This is a genomic window from Paracoccus zhejiangensis, from assembly GCF_002847445.1.
In the GTDB taxonomy this organism is placed as follows: Bacteria; Pseudomonadota; Alphaproteobacteria; order Rhodobacterales; family Rhodobacteraceae; genus Paracoccus; species Paracoccus zhejiangensis.
Genome location: NZ_CP025430.1, coordinates 1,432,490 through 1,446,723, shown reverse-complemented (window position 1 = coordinate 1,446,723; position 14,234 = coordinate 1,432,490). Strand labels below are relative to the sequence as shown.

General features: G+C 65.2%; 17 protein-coding genes and 1 riboswitch. Of the genes, 9 read left to right on the top strand and 8 right to left on the bottom strand.

Annotation, left to right across the window (positions count from 1 at the left end):
• Positions 1–99 precede the first annotated feature (99 nt).
• A riboswitch (cobalamin riboswitch) is annotated at positions 100–290 on the bottom strand.
• Between the two features lie 26 nt (positions 291–316).
• From CX676_RS07125 to CX676_RS07115, 3 genes are all read right to left on the bottom strand, one after another.
• Positions 317–1,000, bottom strand: a complete 684-nt coding sequence (locus CX676_RS07125; RefSeq protein WP_101752002.1) for an NAD-dependent deacylase — start codon at positions 998–1,000, stop codon at positions 317–319.
• Positions 1,001–1,007: 7 nt separating this feature from the next.
• Entirely contained in the window at positions 1,008–1,310 is a 303-nt protein-coding gene (locus CX676_RS07120) for a hypothetical protein (RefSeq protein ID WP_101752001.1), read from the bottom strand.
• A gap of 185 nt (positions 1,311–1,495) precedes the next feature.
• Complete coding sequence (locus tag CX676_RS07115) at positions 1,496–1,681, bottom strand: heavy-metal-associated domain-containing protein (protein ID WP_101752000.1); 186 nt, start codon at positions 1,679–1,681, stop codon at positions 1,496–1,498.
• A gap of 51 nt (positions 1,682–1,732) precedes the next feature.
• Between CX676_RS07115 and CX676_RS07110 the strand changes: the two genes are divergently transcribed.
• Positions 1,733–2,419: an HAD family hydrolase gene (locus CX676_RS07110; protein WP_101751999.1), complete on the top strand. Its 687-nt coding sequence runs from the start codon at positions 1,733–1,735 to the stop codon at positions 2,417–2,419.
• Positions 2,416–3,300, top strand: coding sequence for a DMT family transporter (locus CX676_RS07105; protein ID WP_101751998.1), 885 nt, complete (start codon positions 2,416–2,418; stop codon positions 3,298–3,300). The genes CX676_RS07110 and CX676_RS07105 overlap by 4 nt, the downstream gene beginning before the upstream one ends.
• On the opposite strand, the gene CX676_RS07100 is transcribed toward CX676_RS07105, so the two are convergent.
• The gene (locus CX676_RS07100; protein ID WP_101751997.1) at positions 3,297–3,722 is read right to left on the bottom strand and encodes a hypothetical protein; all 426 of its coding nucleotides are present in this window, start codon (positions 3,720–3,722) and stop codon (positions 3,297–3,299) included. The genes CX676_RS07105 and CX676_RS07100 overlap by 4 nt on opposite strands.
• 100 nt (positions 3,723–3,822) lie before the next feature.
• Between CX676_RS07100 and lepA the strand changes: the two genes are divergently transcribed.
• Both lepA and CX676_RS22495 read left to right on the top strand, forming a co-directional pair.
• Positions 3,823–5,619 carry a translation elongation factor 4 gene (lepA, locus tag CX676_RS07095; protein ID WP_101751996.1) on the top strand — a complete coding sequence of 599 codons (1,797 nt, stop codon included), beginning with the start codon at positions 3,823–3,825 and terminating at the stop codon, positions 5,617–5,619.
• A 142-nt stretch (positions 5,620–5,761) separates the two neighbouring features.
• Entirely contained in the window at positions 5,762–6,670 is a 909-nt protein-coding gene (locus CX676_RS22495; protein WP_157935868.1) for a DUF6414 family protein, read from the top strand.
• 89 nt (positions 6,671–6,759) lie between these two features.
• On the opposite strand, the gene CX676_RS07090 is transcribed toward CX676_RS22495, so the two are convergent.
• Positions 6,760–7,233 carry an REP-associated tyrosine transposase gene (locus CX676_RS07090; protein ID WP_408634486.1) on the bottom strand — a complete coding sequence of 158 codons (474 nt, stop codon included), beginning with the start codon at positions 7,231–7,233 and terminating at the stop codon, positions 6,760–6,762.
• A 204-nt stretch (positions 7,234–7,437) separates the two neighbouring features.
• Between CX676_RS07090 and CX676_RS07085 the strand changes: the two genes are divergently transcribed.
• A complete protein-coding gene (locus tag CX676_RS07085) occupies positions 7,438–8,928 on the top strand; it encodes an alkaline phosphatase (protein WP_101754194.1) in 1,491 nt (496 codons plus the stop codon).
• 127 nt (positions 8,929–9,055) lie between these two features.
• Here CX676_RS07085 and CX676_RS07080 read toward each other — a convergent pair whose 3' ends face one another.
• The 3 genes from CX676_RS07080 to CX676_RS07070 all read right to left on the bottom strand — a co-directional run bounded on the left by CX676_RS07080 (position 9,056) and on the right by CX676_RS07070 (position 10,374).
• Positions 9,056–9,547 (bottom strand): hypothetical protein, encoded by a 492-nt coding sequence (locus CX676_RS07080; protein WP_101751994.1) that lies wholly within the window; start codon positions 9,545–9,547, stop codon positions 9,056–9,058.
• Between the two features lie 88 nt (positions 9,548–9,635).
• Complete coding sequence (locus CX676_RS07075; protein ID WP_101751993.1) at positions 9,636–9,827, bottom strand: hypothetical protein; 192 nt, start codon at positions 9,825–9,827, stop codon at positions 9,636–9,638.
• Positions 9,828–9,960: 133 nt separating this feature from the next.
• The gene (locus CX676_RS07070; RefSeq protein ID WP_101751992.1) at positions 9,961–10,374 is read right to left on the bottom strand and encodes a DUF7282 domain-containing protein; all 414 of its coding nucleotides are present in this window, start codon (positions 10,372–10,374) and stop codon (positions 9,961–9,963) included.
• A 181-nt stretch (positions 10,375–10,555) separates the two neighbouring features.
• Here CX676_RS07070 and CX676_RS07065 point away from each other — a divergent pair, with 181 nt between their 5' ends.
• From CX676_RS07065 to CX676_RS07050, 4 genes are all read left to right on the top strand, one after another.
• On the top strand, positions 10,556–11,167 hold the full coding sequence (locus tag CX676_RS07065) for a holin-associated N-acetylmuramidase (RefSeq protein WP_101751991.1): 612 nt from the start codon (positions 10,556–10,558) through the stop codon (positions 11,165–11,167).
• On the top strand, positions 11,158–11,679 hold the full coding sequence (locus tag CX676_RS07060) for a holin family protein (protein ID WP_101751990.1): 522 nt from the start codon (positions 11,158–11,160) through the stop codon (positions 11,677–11,679). Before CX676_RS07065 ends, CX676_RS07060 begins: the two co-directional genes overlap by 10 nt.
• A 94-nt stretch (positions 11,680–11,773) precedes the next feature.
• Entirely contained in the window at positions 11,774–13,735 is a 1,962-nt protein-coding gene (locus CX676_RS07055) for a heme lyase CcmF/NrfE family subunit (RefSeq protein ID WP_101751989.1), read from the top strand.
• The gene (locus CX676_RS07050) at positions 13,732–14,199 is read left to right on the top strand and encodes a cytochrome c-type biogenesis protein (protein WP_101751988.1); all 468 of its coding nucleotides are present in this window, start codon (positions 13,732–13,734) and stop codon (positions 14,197–14,199) included. The genes CX676_RS07055 and CX676_RS07050 overlap by 4 nt, the downstream gene beginning before the upstream one ends.
• The last annotated feature ends 35 nt before the right edge of the window (positions 14,200–14,234 follow it).

Sequence of the window (14,234 nt, the reverse complement as noted above, 5' to 3'; positions counted from 1 at the left end):
GGGCGGGGATGGGTGATCCGGTGGGAAGGCGTTTCCGGCCGGACGGGTCAATGAACCACCGCGACGGACAAACCGTTTCGCACATGCGCCCCGCATGTGGTCAGGGTGATGGCCTTGGCAGGTCTCCTGGCTTCGCGGGTCGGGGCTTGGCCGGGTCTTCCCATCCGCAACCGCGAACAGTGACATGTCCGGCCTCGCTCGCCGCTGACAGTTGCGGGGGCAGCCGCGGAATTGCACCGCGTTCCCTTTTCACCGGGATCACTCCCGGAACCGAGGCAGGGCGGGGATTAACCGAAGCCGCGAAACGGGGCAAGAACTATCGGCGGCCGAGCCCGGCCACCCAGTTCGGCACCGTCTCGCTGGCCGGGCCGATGATGCGCTTGGCAAAATCGCGGGCATTGGCGCTGGCGGCGAGGTTCAGTTCCACGCAGGGGATGCCCCGGCGGGCGGCGTGCTGGGCAAAGCCGGCGGCGGGATAGACATTGCCCGAGGTGCCGATGGCGGCGAAAAGATCGGCTTCCTCCAGCGCCTGCCAGATCCGCTCCATGTGATAGGGCATCTCGCCGAACCAGACGATATCGGGGCGGGTGGCGGCGGCGCCGCAGGAGGGGCAGGGATCGGCGGGCTGCATGACCAAAGGCGCCGGCCAGCGATGGCCGCAGGCGGCGCAGAGGGCGCGGGTCAACTCGCCATGCATGTGGATGACATCCGCGCTGCCGCCGCGCTCGTGCAGGTTGTCGACATTCTGGGTGATCAGCGTCAGGTCATGCGACTGCGCCAGATCGGCCAGCGCGCGATGGGCCGGGTTCGGCTGAACCTCGGCCAGCCGGGCGCGGCGCTGGTTGTAGAAGCGGTGGACCAGGTCGGGGTCGCGTTCGAAGGCCTCGGGCGTCGCCACGTCCTCGACCCGGTGGTTTTCCCACAAGCCATCGGCGGCGCGAAAGGTCGCAAGCCCGCTTTCGGCGGAAATGCCCGCCCCGGTCAGAACGGCGATGCGCAACGCCGGCTCAGCGGCAATAGGCCTCGGCACTGCTGGCAAAGCGCTTGTAGCGCGACCAGAAGGCGTTGTCGGCGTCGCTTTTCGACATGCGGACCTCTTGCGCCTTGTGCGGCTCGCGGAAGAAGCCGGCGGCACGGCGCTGGTCGGACCGCGACAGCGTCTGGTTCGCCACCTGCTGGATGCAGCCGCAGAGCGGCGCATTGCCACGCGCGCGGTCCGAGCGCACGCAGGCGCTGTCGATCGGGCCGGCCATGGCCAAAGGGGTGGTCAGCACGACGGCGGCGGCCGCAATGATGATGCGGTTGAGCATTGGGACTGTCTCCTCGGTTCCTCGTCATCGGATGCCGCGGGCTTGTCGCCCGTCTCCTTTGGCACCGTCATGCCCCCAGATATAGCAAATTCCGGGGCGTCGCTCAATCTCTTGGGTATAACCCATTGGTCAGGGGCGGGCCGCCCGCAACATCAATATCTTGTGGCGTCGCGGCCCCGCGCGGATCAGGCCGGCTCGGGCGAATAGCCGGCGCCGCGGATCGCCGCCTCGGCCTCGGTCGCGTTGATTCCCTCGACCCGGACGCGCTTCGTCTCAAGGTCGATCTGCGCCGTGCCGCCGGCCTCGGTGACAGCTTCCTCGATCGCCGCCTTGCAATGGCCGCAGGTCATGTCGGAAACGGTGAACTCCATCGGATATCCTTTCGCTTGACGGCCCCGCACGGGCCGGCCACACCCGCGGGCATGGAATGGATCGGTTTCGACGCAGATGACACGCTTTGGGAAAACGAGACGTTTTTCCGCAGCACCCAGGCTGGCTTCGCCCGCCTGCTCGAGGGCCATGCGCCACCCGAGCGCATTGCCGCGCATCTCTTCGACACCGAATGCCGCAATCTGGCGCGTTACGGTTACGGCATCAAGGGCTTCATGCTGTCGATGGTGCAGACCGCGCTGGAGCTGACCGAGAACCGCCTGCCGGGCGAGGCGGTGGCGGAAATTCTGGCAATGGGGCAGGAGATGCTCGCCCATCCGGTGCATCTGCTGGAGGGCGCGGCGGGGGCGGTCGAGGCGCTGTCGGACCGCCGCCGCATCCTCATCACCAAGGGTGACGTGCTGGATCAGGAGCGCAAGATCGCGCTGTCGGGTCTGGCCGAGCGGTTCGACGCCATCGAGATCGTCCAGCACAAGACGCCCGATGCCTATGCCGCCGTCTTTGCCCGCCACGGCATCACCCCGGACCGTTTTCTGATGGCCGGCAATTCGATGAATTCGGACGTCCTGCCGGTGCTTCAGGCCGGCGGCAATGCGGTGCTGATCCCGCATGATCTGACCTGGCTGCACGAGCAGGGCGATGACCCCGATCATCCGCGCTTTCACCGGCTGGAGCGCATCGCCGACCTGCCGGCCCTTGTCGCGAAGCTGACCCCATGACCGGCAATGCCCGCGCGGCGGGGCTGATGGTCTTGGGCATGGCCTTCTTCGCCATCGAGGACCTGCTGCTGAAGCTGTTGGCCGTGCGGCTGAGCATCGGCGAGGTGCTGTTCCTGCATGGCGCGCTGGGGGCGGTGCTGTTCGCGCTTCTGATCCGGTTGCGCGGTCAGCCGACTGGCTGGCAGGGCGCGCGGCGACCTGTGGTGCTGCTGCGCAGTCTGGGCGAGGGGCTGACGGCGCTGACCTTTGTGGCGGCGCTGGCGCTAGGCGATCTGGCCTCGGTCTCGGCCATCACCCAGGCGCTGCCGCTGGCCATGACCATGGGCGGGGCGCTGATCCTGGGCGAGCATGTCGGCTGGCGGCGCTGGCTGTCGGTGGCACTTGGCTTTCTGGGCGTGTTGATGATCATGCGGCCGGGGACCGAGGCCTTTCACCCCGCGGCCCTGCTGGCGCTCGCCTCGGTCTTCTTCGCGGCGATGCGCGACCTGACCACGCGGCGGGTGCCGGTCGATGTCGGATCGGGCCTTCTGACCATCACCGCCTTCACCGCCATCGCCCTGTCGGGGCTGGTGCTGATGGCGGTTGAGGGGCAGGGGCTGCGGATGCTGGACCTGAACCAGTGGCTGCTGCTTCTGGCCTGCGTCTTCGTCGGGCTGGCGGGCTATCAGGCCATGGTCGTGTCGGTGCGGCTGGCCGATCTGTCGCTGATCGCGCCCTTCCGCTATACGCGGCTGGTCTTTGCGCTGATCCTCGCCGTGCTTGTGCTGCGCGAGCGCCCCGATCTTTGGACCCTCGCCGGGGCCGGGGTGATCGTGCTGTCGGGCGTCTATGCGATGTGGCGCGAGGCGCAGCTGCGCCGGCGGGCGGCGCGGCGGGCCTAGTCGGCTGATGCACGCGGATCGCTGGCAAGGCAGGGGTCCAGCATCACCCGCCGCCCCTCGGCCCGGATGAAGCCGCCGGCCAAGACCGCTCCGTCGCCCGGCTCAAAATCGCCGGTCTCGTAGGTGACGCAGAGCACCTGCACTTCTGCTGCCTCACACAGCACCAGGTAGGCCAGCACCCCGTCGCTTTCGACCGCGCTCAGCCTTCCGCGCACCGTCAGGCTGATCCGCTCCCCGGTCTCGGGCGCGTAGCCGACCCAGTCAGGCAGGGTGGCGCAGGTGGCGGCGCGGTCGGCCAGCGCCTCGCCGGGCCGGAACGGGGCCAGCGGGCCGAACGGGTCGGGCTCGACCGCCAAGGCCGCAGCCGCCAGGCCCGCACCGAGCGCCAGCGCCGTCACCCCCGTTTGCCACAGACTCGCCATTCCCCGATCCTGCGCCCCTGCGCCGGGCCTGTCCAGTGCCGGGTCCGCTGCCGCTCGAAACCCTCTTTCCGCGGCTCTTGCGCCCCTGTATAGCCCGGCCATGACCGACCTTGATCTCATCCGCAATTTCTCGATCGTGGCCCATATCGACCACGGCAAATCCACCTTGGCCGATAGGCTGATCCAGATGACGGGGACTGTCGCCGAACGCGACATGAAGGCCCAGCTTCTGGACAGCATGGATATCGAGCGCGAACGCGGCATCACCATCAAGGCGAACACCGTGCGCATCGACTATCCGGCCAAGGACGGGCGCAAATACGTGCTGAACCTGATCGACACGCCGGGCCATGTCGACTTTGCCTACGAGGTCAGCCGCTCGATGCGCGCGGTCGAGGGCAGCCTGCTGGTCGTCGATGCCAGCCAGGGGGTCGAGGCGCAGACGCTGGCCAATGTCTACCAGGCCATCGATGCCGGGCACGAGATCGTGCCGGTGCTGAACAAGATCGACCTGCCGGCGGCGGAACCCGAGCGGGTCAAGGAAAACATCGAGGATGTCATCGGCATCGACGCCTCGGACGCGATCCCGATCTCGGCCAAGACCGGGCTTGGCATTCCCGACGTGCTGGAAGCCATCGTCCAGCGCCTGCCCGCGCCCAAGGGCGACCGCAACGCGCCCCTGAAGGCGATGCTGGTCGATTCATGGTATGACGCCTATCTCGGCGTCGTCGTCATGATCCGGGTGATGGACGGCATGGTGAAGAAGGGCGACCGCATCAAGATGATGCAGACCGGCGCCATCTACGGCATCGACAAGCTGGCCGTGCTGCGCCCGCAGATGCAGGACATCGCCGAATTGGGGCCGGGCGAGATCGGCGTCTTCACCGCCTCGATCAAGCAGGTCCGCGACACCCGCGTCGGCGACACCATCACCCATGAACGCAAGGGCGCCGAGACGCCGCTGCCGGGCTTCAAGCCGGCGCAGCCGGTGGTCTTCTGCGGCCTCTTCCCGGTCGATGCCAATGATTTCGAGGCGCTGCGTGATGCCATCGAGAAGCTGGCGCTGAACGATGCCAGCTTTTCCTACGAGATGGAGACCTCGGCCGCGCTCGGCTTCGGCTTCCGCTGCGGCTTCCTGGGCCTCCTGCATCTCGAGGTGATCCGCGACCGGCTGGAACGCGAATACGACCTGGACCTGATCACCACCGCGCCAAGCGTGGTCTTCCGGCTGCACATGAACGACGGCGAGGTGCGCGACCTGCACAACCCCGCCGACATGCCCGACCTGACCTATGTCGACCATATCGAGGAACCGCGGATCAAGGCGACGATCATGGTCCCCGACGAATATCTGGGCGACGTGCTGAAACTGTGCCAGGACCGCCGCGGCATCCAGCTGGACCTGACCTATGCCGGCCAGCGCGCCATGGTGGTCTATGACTTGCCCCTGGCCGAGGTGGTCTTCGACTTCTACGACCGGCTGAAATCGGTGACCAAGGGTTATGCCTCCTTCGACTACCAACTGTCGGAATACCGCGAGGATTTCCTCGTGAAGATGTCGATCCTGGTGAATGACGAGCCGGTCGACGCGCTGTCGATCATGGTGCACCGCGACCGCGCCGAAAGCCGCGGCCGGGTGATGGTGGAAAAGCTGAAAGAGCTGATCCCGCGCCACATGTTCAAGATCCCGATCCAGGCGGCGATCGGGTCACGCGTGATCGCCCGCGAGACCCTGTCGGCCATGCGCAAGGACGTGACGGCGAAATGCTATGGCGGCGACGCCACGCGGAAGAAGAAGCTGCTGGAAAAGCAGAAGGCCGGGAAAAAGAAGATGCGCCAGTTCGGGAAGGTTGAGATCCCGCAGACGGCGTTTATTCAGGCGTTGAAGATGGAGTGAGCGGTGTGGGTTTGGCTCAAATCTCTGCTTGCACGAAAGGCGGATGCCGAACCTGACCTATCGGATAGAGCGGACACAATTAAGCGAAAATCCGCTGAAATAGAACGCGAGATAGGTGATTTTGAAAAGGACATTCGACAGGGTGGCAGAACAAGCAAAGGAAAATTTGATCCTTGATTTTTTGTATGTTGATCAAGATCGAATCTCCTCGATACTTTCGCAACTTAACGATTATGGCGCACTTGTTCAAATGGTGAGCCAAGAAACCGCAGTCCGAGCGAAAACCGAGGAGGTGGGTGCGCATGGGAAAGGTAACATCGGCGTCGCCAGCGGACAACTAGATGTCAAAGATGGGTACTCGGCGTCACTCCAGCGTCAGCGCCAACAGCTTTATGATGCTCGTTGGCTTAACACACTTAACTTTCTAGATGAAGCAACAGCGCGGGGCATGATCAATAAGACTATCGAGAATGCGCCTCCTGGCTCGATAGTAAGGCACTCTGGCCACCTATCAGTTCGCGATCTTGGTCAGTTAAAAAGCTTTTGGAAGCTACCCTCGTTTCAAGCAGCGGCACGCTCGGGAGTTGATGCGCAAGCGGGGATGCCACGGCAGCAAGTGCGAGCTAAGAATCGCACATCAACCAAGACTAAGAAAACTGAGCCTGATGGCCTAGAGCTTTTTCTAGAAATGTCAGAGCATCTGCCTCATACTGTTCAGGCCATTTTCCAGGGCGAAAAGGCGAGGGTGTGGAGCATACTACGCGAAGACTCGTTGCGTATTCGCAGTTCAGATATGATGCTCAACTATGGCTCGAATATCCCGGGAGTTTGGTCGGTTATCGGTATCGTCGATGCGTTACCCGGAGGGTTAGATCAGCAGGCTCCCGATTTTAGCAATTTTACTGGTGACGAAAGTGCAGCTGTAACAGCCATACTTGATGCGTTTGTTCCTGTATTTAGAAGCACAATGGGGAGGCCAAGTAACTGCTTCGGCGTAACGCCACTAGTCGTCTACAGAACTGTTGGCGCAAATTATGGTGAGCAACCGTAGGGTGGGGTTCCACCCCACCATCCGCGCGCGCCACATCAATAAACGCCAACCTGAACCGGACCCACGCAATGGTGGGGTGAAACCCCACCCTACGTCCGGGCGTCGCGATCAAACCGGCTGACCCAATCCATCCGCCCCCCCGCCTTGTCCCGATGGAAAGACGAATAGGGCCAATCCTCGGGCCGCTCGACCAACCTATGCTTCACCGGGTTCCACCAGCAATAGCGCAGATGCGCCGCGAGATCGGCCTCGTCGCGGAGATGATGCTCCCAGAACCTGCGCTGCCACAGCCCGGCATCGCCCTTCGCTACCTTGGAGGCCGAGCGTAGGGTGGGGTTCCACCCCACCTCCGCCGTCACCGCCCGGGTGCACCGCGCCTTGATCGCGCCCCACCTTGCCGAGTAATCTGTATCCCCATCCGGCAGGCGCCAGATGCAATGCAGGTGATCAGGCAAGACCACCCAGGCCTCGATCGCAAAGGGCCGCGTGGAGCGCGTCGCGGCAACCGCCATGCGCAGGCGGTCGATCTCCTCGACCAACAGCCAGCTATCCCGTTGCGCCAGCGTGACGGTGAAGAAGATCGGAACGCCGGGCAGGCGGGGGCGGAGATAGCGCGATATGCGCCAACCTCGCGCGGAACCGTTAAATCCGGGTGAACGGCCTCACGACCACCCCTCAACTCTACCCCCACGCGAAGCATTCCGCATTTGCTCTGCTCACGATTTCGTGTCCTTAATGTCTCTCGGATCATGAAAGGGGAGGAAATCATGTCTGTTCGACTCGCAACGCTGATCTCTGCCGCTCTTGCACTGCCGGCTTTCGCCGAGGTGCCGATCGCCCAGAAAGACAGCAAATGGTACACCGATGCCGAGGCGGTCATCGCCGCGCGCGAGGCGATCGCGCCCAACACGAAACGGGCCAAGAACGTCATCCTGTTCGTGGCCGATGGCAACAGCCTCTCGACCCAATATGCGACGCGGATCTGGATGGGGCAGAAGGCCGGGGGCCTCGGCGATGATTTCGTGCTGCCGCAGGAAAAGCTGCCCTTCGTGGGCCTGTCCAAGACCTATACCTCGAACGGCCAGACGCCGGATTCGGCGCCGACCGCCAGTGCGCTGAACACCGGGATCAAGTCGCGCAACGGCACCGTGAACATCGACGATGCCGGCGATTTCGACAGCTGCGATGCGGCGGCCACGGCCGGACTGACCACCTTCGCCGAGATCGTCACCGATATGGGCAAGTCGGTGGGCATCGTCTCGACCGCGCGGCTGACCCATGCCACCCCGGCGGCGGTCTTCGCCAAAAGCGCGCAGCGTGACTGGGAAGATGACAGCGAGCTGCCGCCTGATTGCGCGCAGAAGGACATTGCCGCGCAGATGGTCGATGCCGCTGATGCCGGCATCATCGACCTTGCGCTTGGCGGCGGCAGCCGGGGCTTTTTCCCCAATGGCATCACCGATGAAAACGGCGCCGCAGGCCGGCGGTTGGACCGAAACCTGGTCGAGGAACTCAAGGCCAAGGGCTGGCAATATGCCTGGAACCGCGAAACCACGCTGGCCGCCGATACGACCAAGCCGATCCTGGGTCTCTATGGCGAAAGCCACATGAATTACGAGGCGGACCGCCCCGAGACCGAACCCTCGCTGACCGACCTGACCGAAGTGGCGATCAAAAGCATGCAGGGCAACGAGAACGGCTATTACCTGATGATCGAGGGCGGCCGCGTCGACCATGCCAACCACGCCGGCAACATGGCGCGCGCGGTGACCGATGGCGAGGCCTTCGCGCTGGCCATCGAGAAGGCCCTGACCATGGTGGATACCGAGGAAACCCTGGTCATCGTCACCGCCGATCACGGCCACGGGCTGGAGTTCAATGGCTATTGCGGACGCGGCACGCCGATCACCGGCCTCTGCTATGACGTGGCCGATAATGGCAATGAGCACGCGGAAACCTTCGCCCAGGGTCTGGACGGCAAGCCCTTTACCGTCGCGGGCTACATGAACGGCCCCGGCTCGGTCATGGTCGGGGAAGAGGGCGCGAATGACTGGACCGGCACGCGCAAGGTGCCGACGCAGGAAGAGGCGACCCATATCGACTATCTGCAGGATGCGCTGGTGCCATTGCCCTCGGAAAGCCATTCGGCGGTCGATGTGCCGATCATGGCAGCCGGCCCCTGGGCGCATCTTCTGGGCGGCGTGGTCGAGCAGAACGTGATCTTCCACGTCATGCTGAAGGCCGTTTCTACCGAATAGGGCCGAGCCTGCAGGTCAACCGCATGGGGGGCAATGGCCCCCCATGCTCATTTCTGCCGCTTGCCGGGTTTGGCCGGGCATTCCCGGCAGGCCCGACGTGCGTGCACCCACCCAAGAGACCTCTCGCTTACAGCCACATCATCGCCAGCGTCACCGGCCCGGTGCCATCCGCGCGCTTCAGCAGATGTAGTGCCAGGTTCGCGCCATCGGGATAGATCGAGGCGATCAGATGCCCGCCGAGATCAGCGGAGGGGAAGAGATCCGGCAGATCGGCGAGTTGGCCCTCCGGACCCCATTCCACCGGACCCTCGTAAGCGGTGAAAGCGATCCCGCCGGCGATGCTGTCGCGTGCCATGACCAGCAATTGCGTCTGCCCGCCACCGGGAAAGCCATAGGGGCAATTGCTGCGCAAGACCCGGGCGGTGGCAAGCTGCGGGAAATAGGCCGAGGCCTGATGGCGGATCAGCGCAACCTGCTGGTCATCGCAGGCGCGTGGCCCCTCGGGTGCCGAGAAGGTCATCCTCGCCAGCAACATGATCGCCACGGCGATGGCAAGGAGGATGCCCAAGAGGCCCAACAGGGCGATCCCTGCGACCCGCATCACCCTGCCCCTGGCCATTGGCGTCACATCCGTCCTGCTCACTTGGAAACCCGATCCAGCAGACCATGCGCGGTAGCGGAGGACAAGGTCGCCGGATCAGCGCGCCTTATTTCCGCCGCTTGCCGCCCTTTGCCGTGCCGGGGAACCACATCCCCATCCAGGCCTCCATCCAGGCCTTCTGCCAGTCCTGCATCATCTGCGTCTGTGCCTTGCTCAACTCGGACATCATCTGTCCGCGCGCCGCGCCGGTCATGCTGTTGGCGGCGGTGAGCCAGGCGCTCATCCAGGGGTTCTTCATCGGGGTCTCCGGTTTCGGGTCATGTCAGGCAGGCTCAACGCGGCAGGGCGGCGGCTGGTTTCCAGTGGCGCAACAGCAAAAGGCCCCCCGCATCGCCTGCGGGAGGCCTTGGCCTGCATACTGACACGCAGGTTTACTGGGCCGTGATCGTGGCCATAACCAGCTTGTCATCGATGCGGATCGGGCCGTCTTCCTTGGCCCCCAGCGTGTATTCGAAGCTGCCGGTGGTCATGCCGCCATCCTCGCCATGGACCATCAGCATCAGCATGTCGCCCGTGGCGACCGGCTCGGTCAGGATGGCGGCGACATCGGCGGTTTCGCCTTCGCGGATCGGGGCGTAGGCCACGACCGGGCCGGGCTTCATCTCGGCATCGGTGCGGTGCACCACCAGCCAGCCATTGGCCGGGGCGACGACCTTGGTGGCGCTGACGATGCCATTGGCGACGCTCTGGTCGCTCGCCTCCACCATCGGGGCCATCGCATCCTGGGCAAGGGCAGAGCCGGCGGAGAGCGCCAGCAGGCAGGCGGTAAGGGTCAGTTTCTTCATGGTTTTCCTCCTGTCATGTGCCGGCGTCACGGGCCGGTTAATTACAGACACGCAGGCCATCCGGGATCGGACGCACCGCCTCACGCCTTTGTGAGGCCGCGCGCAACGCCCGCCCGGTTCATCCCGGCTTAACCAGCCTGCCGCAGTCTTCTCGCAGGTGATCGCGGAAAGGGGACAGCAGATGCCGAGCGTCGAGGAGATTGCGGCCGAGATCGTGGCGCGCGAGGGGGGCTTTGTCGATGACCCGGACGATCCGGGCGGGGCGACGCAATACGGCGTGACCCTTGGCACGTTGCAGAAGCTGGGCCGCGATCTGAACCGCGACGGGCGGGTGACGGCGGCGGATGTGCGGGCGCTGACACGGGCAGAGGCGCGACAGATCTTTGTCGAGCATTACTTCCAGCGCCCGCGCCTCAGCGAACTGCCCGAGGCGGTGCAGGCCAGTGTCTTCGACATGTATGTGAATGCCGGGGCGAATGCGGTGAAGATCCTGCAGCGGCTGGTCAGTCGCATGGGGTTTCCGTGCGCCGATGACGGTCTGGTCGGGCCGGCAACCATCGCGAGCGCCCGCGCGGCAGCCGAGGCCGCGCCGCGCCACCTGGGCGATGCTTACGGCATTGCCCGGCGGAACTATTACTACGCGCTGGCCGATCAGCGCCCGGCCAGCCGCAAATACGCGCGCCGCCGCGATGGCGGCAAGGGCGGCTGGATCACCCGGGCCGAGGAATTCATCTCGCCCGCCTATCACCTCAGCGCCAGCCAGCACCGCGAAAGGACCGCGAGATGGGGATGATCGACCGCTTTATCGGGATGGGGCCGACCGTCAGTGCCGTCGGGCAGGCGGCGACCGGCATGGCCGAGGTGTTCACCCAGAACGCCACACGGCGGATGGAGCTGGACGAGGAAGCCTATGCCCGCGCCATCACCCAGCTGGGGCAGGAGTTTCAGGCGGTGCCGGCAGGCGGGTTCGACCGCTTCGTCGACGGGCTGAACCGGATGCCGCGCCCGCTGATGACGCTGGGGGTATTGGGCTTGTTCGCCTATGCCATGGTTGAGCCGATCGGGTTTTCGGCCCGGATGCACGGCCTCGCGCTGGTGCCCGAGCCGCTCTGGTGGCTCTTGGGTGCCATCGTCAGCTTCTATTTTGGCGCCCGCGAGGCGCATCATTTCCGCAATCGCGGGGGGATTCCCGCGCAACCTGCGCAAGCCGCGACAGACGCTTCGGCGCTGATCGCCGCGCCGCAGCCCGGCGACGATTTCGCCGACAATGCCGCGCTCAGGGACTGGGCTGCGACCAAGGTCTAGCGGGCCACACGCAAAACTGACGATCTGCGGCCAAGGGGGGACTGTTCCCCCCTTTTTCGCGGGGGTAGACTGCCCACCAACCACCGGAGGTTCCATGATTGCTGAACTTGGCCATTTCGCCCTGATCCTCGCCTTTGCGGTGTCGCTTTATCAGATGGTCGTGCCGATGATCGGCGCGGCACGCGGCAATCGCGGCTGGATGGACAGCGCCCGACCGGCGGCGCTGGCGCAGTTCGGCCTGACCGCGATCAGCTTCGCGGCGCTGACCGTGGCCTTCGTCACCTCGGATTTCTCGCTGAAGCTGGTCTACGAGAACAGCCATACCGACAAGCCGATGCTCTACAAGGTCACCGGCGTCTGGGGCAATCACGAGGGCTCGATGCTGCTCTGGGTGATGATCCTCGCGCTGTTCGGGGCGGCTGCTGCGGCGTTTTCCGGCAACCTCCCGCCCAGTCTCAGGGCGCGCGTCCTGTCGGTGCAGGCGGCGATCGGTGCGGCGTTCTACGCCTTCATCATCTTCACCTCGAACCCCTTCCTGCGCTTGGGCAATCCGCCCTTCAACGGGCGCGACCTGAACCCGCTTCTGCAGGACCCCGGCCTCGCCTTTCATCCGCCCTTTCTCTATCTCGGCTATGTCGGCCTCTCGGTGTCCTTCAGCTTTGCCGTGGCCGCGCTGATCGAGGGGCGCGTCGATGCGGCCTGGGCGCGCTGGGTCCGGCCCTGGACGCTGGCGGCCTGGCTGTTCCTGACCATCGGCATCGCTTTGGGGTCGTGGTGGGCCTATTACGAGCTTGGCTGGGGCGGCTTCTGGTTCTGGGACCCGGTCGAGAACGCCAGCTTTATGCCCTGGCTGCTGGCGGCGGCGCTGCTGCACTCGGCCATCGTGGTGGAAAAGCGCGAGGCGCTGAAAAGCTGGACCATCCTTCTGGCGATCATGGCCTTCGGCTTCTCGCTGATCGGCACCTTCATCGTGCGGTCTGGCGTCATCACCTCGGTCCACAGCTTCGCCAATGATCCCGAACGCGGGGTGTTCATCCTTGCCATCCTCGCGGTCTTCGTCGGCGGGGCGCTGACGCTCTTTGCCGCGCGGGCGGGGGCGATGGCGGCCAAGGGCGTGTTCTCGCCGGTCTCGCGCGAGGGCGCGCTGGTCCTGAACAACATCCTCCTGGCGGTCTCGGCCTTCGTGGTCTTCATCGGCACCATCTGGCCCTTGGTGGCCGAATTCTTCTGGGACCGGAAACTGTCGGTCGGGGCGCCGTTCTTCAACCAGGCCTTCACCCCCTTCATGATCGTGCTGGCCGTGGTGCTGCCGGTGGGCGCGATCCTGCCGTGGAAGCGGGCGCAGGTCAGCCGGGCGATCCGCCCGCTGCGCGGGGCGCTGGCCGTCACGCTGGCCATCGCGCTGTTGATCTGGGCGGTGTCGAGCGGCCATTCCGCCATTGCCGTGATCGGCGCGGGTTTGGGCAGCTGGCTGATCGCCGGGTCGGTCGCCGAACTGATCCACCGCACCGGCAAATCCGGCCTCTCGCGCCTGTTGCGCCTGCCGCGCGCCGACTGGGGCAAGGCGGTGGCGCATTCGGGGCTGGGCATCACCTTCATCGGCGTGGCGCTGCTGACCGCGTGGCAGGTCGAGGATATCCGCGTCGCCCGGATCGGCGAAAGCTTCGATGTCGGCGGCTACCAGATGACCTTGCAATCGGTGGACGAGATCAAGGGACCGAACTACCTCTCGACCATGGCGGCCATCGCCATCGCCAAGGACGGGCGCGAGATCACCACGCTCTATCCCGAGAAGCGGGTCTACCCGGTGCAGGCCATGCCCACGACCGAGGCCGCCATCGACAACGGCATCTTCCGCGACATCTATGTGGTGATCGGCGACGCGCAGGCGGGCGGGGGCTGGGCGGTCAGGTCCTATGTGAAACCCTTCGCCAACTGGATCTGGCTCGGCTCGATCCTGATGGCGCTTGGCGGGCTGATCAGCCTTTCGGATCGCCGCTACCGGGTGGCTGCCGGGGCGCGCAAGGCGCCGGTCAACGCGGTGCCGGCGGAATGAGGCGCGTTCTTGCCATTATCGCGCTGGCGCTGCTGCCGACGCTCGCGCTGGCCGTTCAGCCCGACGAGGTGCTGCCCGATGCCGCGCTCGAGGCCCGCGCGCGCGAGATCTCGCAAAAGCTGCGCTGCCCGGTCTGCCAGGGTGAGAATATCGACGAATCGAATGCGCCGATCAGCCGCGACCTCAGGCTTTACGTGCGCGAGCGGCTGGTCGCGGGCGACACGAACCCGCAGGTGATCGAGGCGGTCACCGACCGCTTTGGCGAATTCGTCCTGTTCGAACCACCGGTGCGCGGGGCGAACCTGCTTCTCTGGCTGGCCGGGCCGCTGATGGCGCTGCTGGCGCTGCTGGTCGGCTGGCGCTTCCTGCGGTCACGCGAACGGGCCGAGACCGCCCCGCCCGCGCCCTTGAGCGACGAGGAACGGGCGCGGCTTGAGACCATCATGGGTGACGTGAAGGAATGAGCCGCCCGTGACGTTTGGTCCGGGCTTTCCCTTCG

Coding starts and splice junctions, on each gene's coding strand:
- CX676_RS07120 (WP_101752001.1), bottom strand. CDS start 1,310: ATGCTCAACCGCATCATCATTGCGGCCGCCGCCGTCGTGCTGACCACC.
- CX676_RS07115 (WP_101752000.1), bottom strand. CDS start 1,681: ATGGAGTTCACCGTTTCCGACATGACCTGCGGCCATTGCAAGGCGGCG.
- CX676_RS07110 (WP_101751999.1), top strand. CDS start 1,733: ATGGAATGGATCGGTTTCGACGCAGATGACACGCTTTGGGAAAACGAG.
- CX676_RS07105 (WP_101751998.1), top strand. CDS start 2,416: ATGACCGGCAATGCCCGCGCGGCGGGGCTGATGGTCTTGGGCATGGCC.
- CX676_RS07100 (WP_101751997.1), bottom strand. CDS start 3,722: ATGGCGAGTCTGTGGCAAACGGGGGTGACGGCGCTGGCGCTCGGTGCG.
- lepA (WP_101751996.1), top strand. CDS start 3,823: ATGACCGACCTTGATCTCATCCGCAATTTCTCGATCGTGGCCCATATC.
- CX676_RS07085 (WP_101754194.1), top strand. CDS start 7,438: ATGTCTGTTCGACTCGCAACGCTGATCTCTGCCGCTCTTGCACTGCCG.
- CX676_RS07080 (WP_101751994.1), bottom strand. CDS start 9,547: ATGGCCAGGGGCAGGGTGATGCGGGTCGCAGGGATCGCCCTGTTGGGC.
- CX676_RS07075 (WP_101751993.1), bottom strand. CDS start 9,827: ATGAAGAACCCCTGGATGAGCGCCTGGCTCACCGCCGCCAACAGCATG.
- CX676_RS07070 (WP_101751992.1), bottom strand. CDS start 10,374: ATGAAGAAACTGACCCTTACCGCCTGCCTGCTGGCGCTCTCCGCCGGC.
- CX676_RS07065 (WP_101751991.1), top strand. CDS start 10,556: ATGCCGAGCGTCGAGGAGATTGCGGCCGAGATCGTGGCGCGCGAGGGG.
- CX676_RS07060 (WP_101751990.1), top strand. CDS start 11,158: ATGGGGATGATCGACCGCTTTATCGGGATGGGGCCGACCGTCAGTGCC.
- CX676_RS07055 (WP_101751989.1), top strand. CDS start 11,774: ATGATTGCTGAACTTGGCCATTTCGCCCTGATCCTCGCCTTTGCGGTG.
- CX676_RS07050 (WP_101751988.1), top strand. CDS start 13,732: ATGAGGCGCGTTCTTGCCATTATCGCGCTGGCGCTGCTGCCGACGCTC.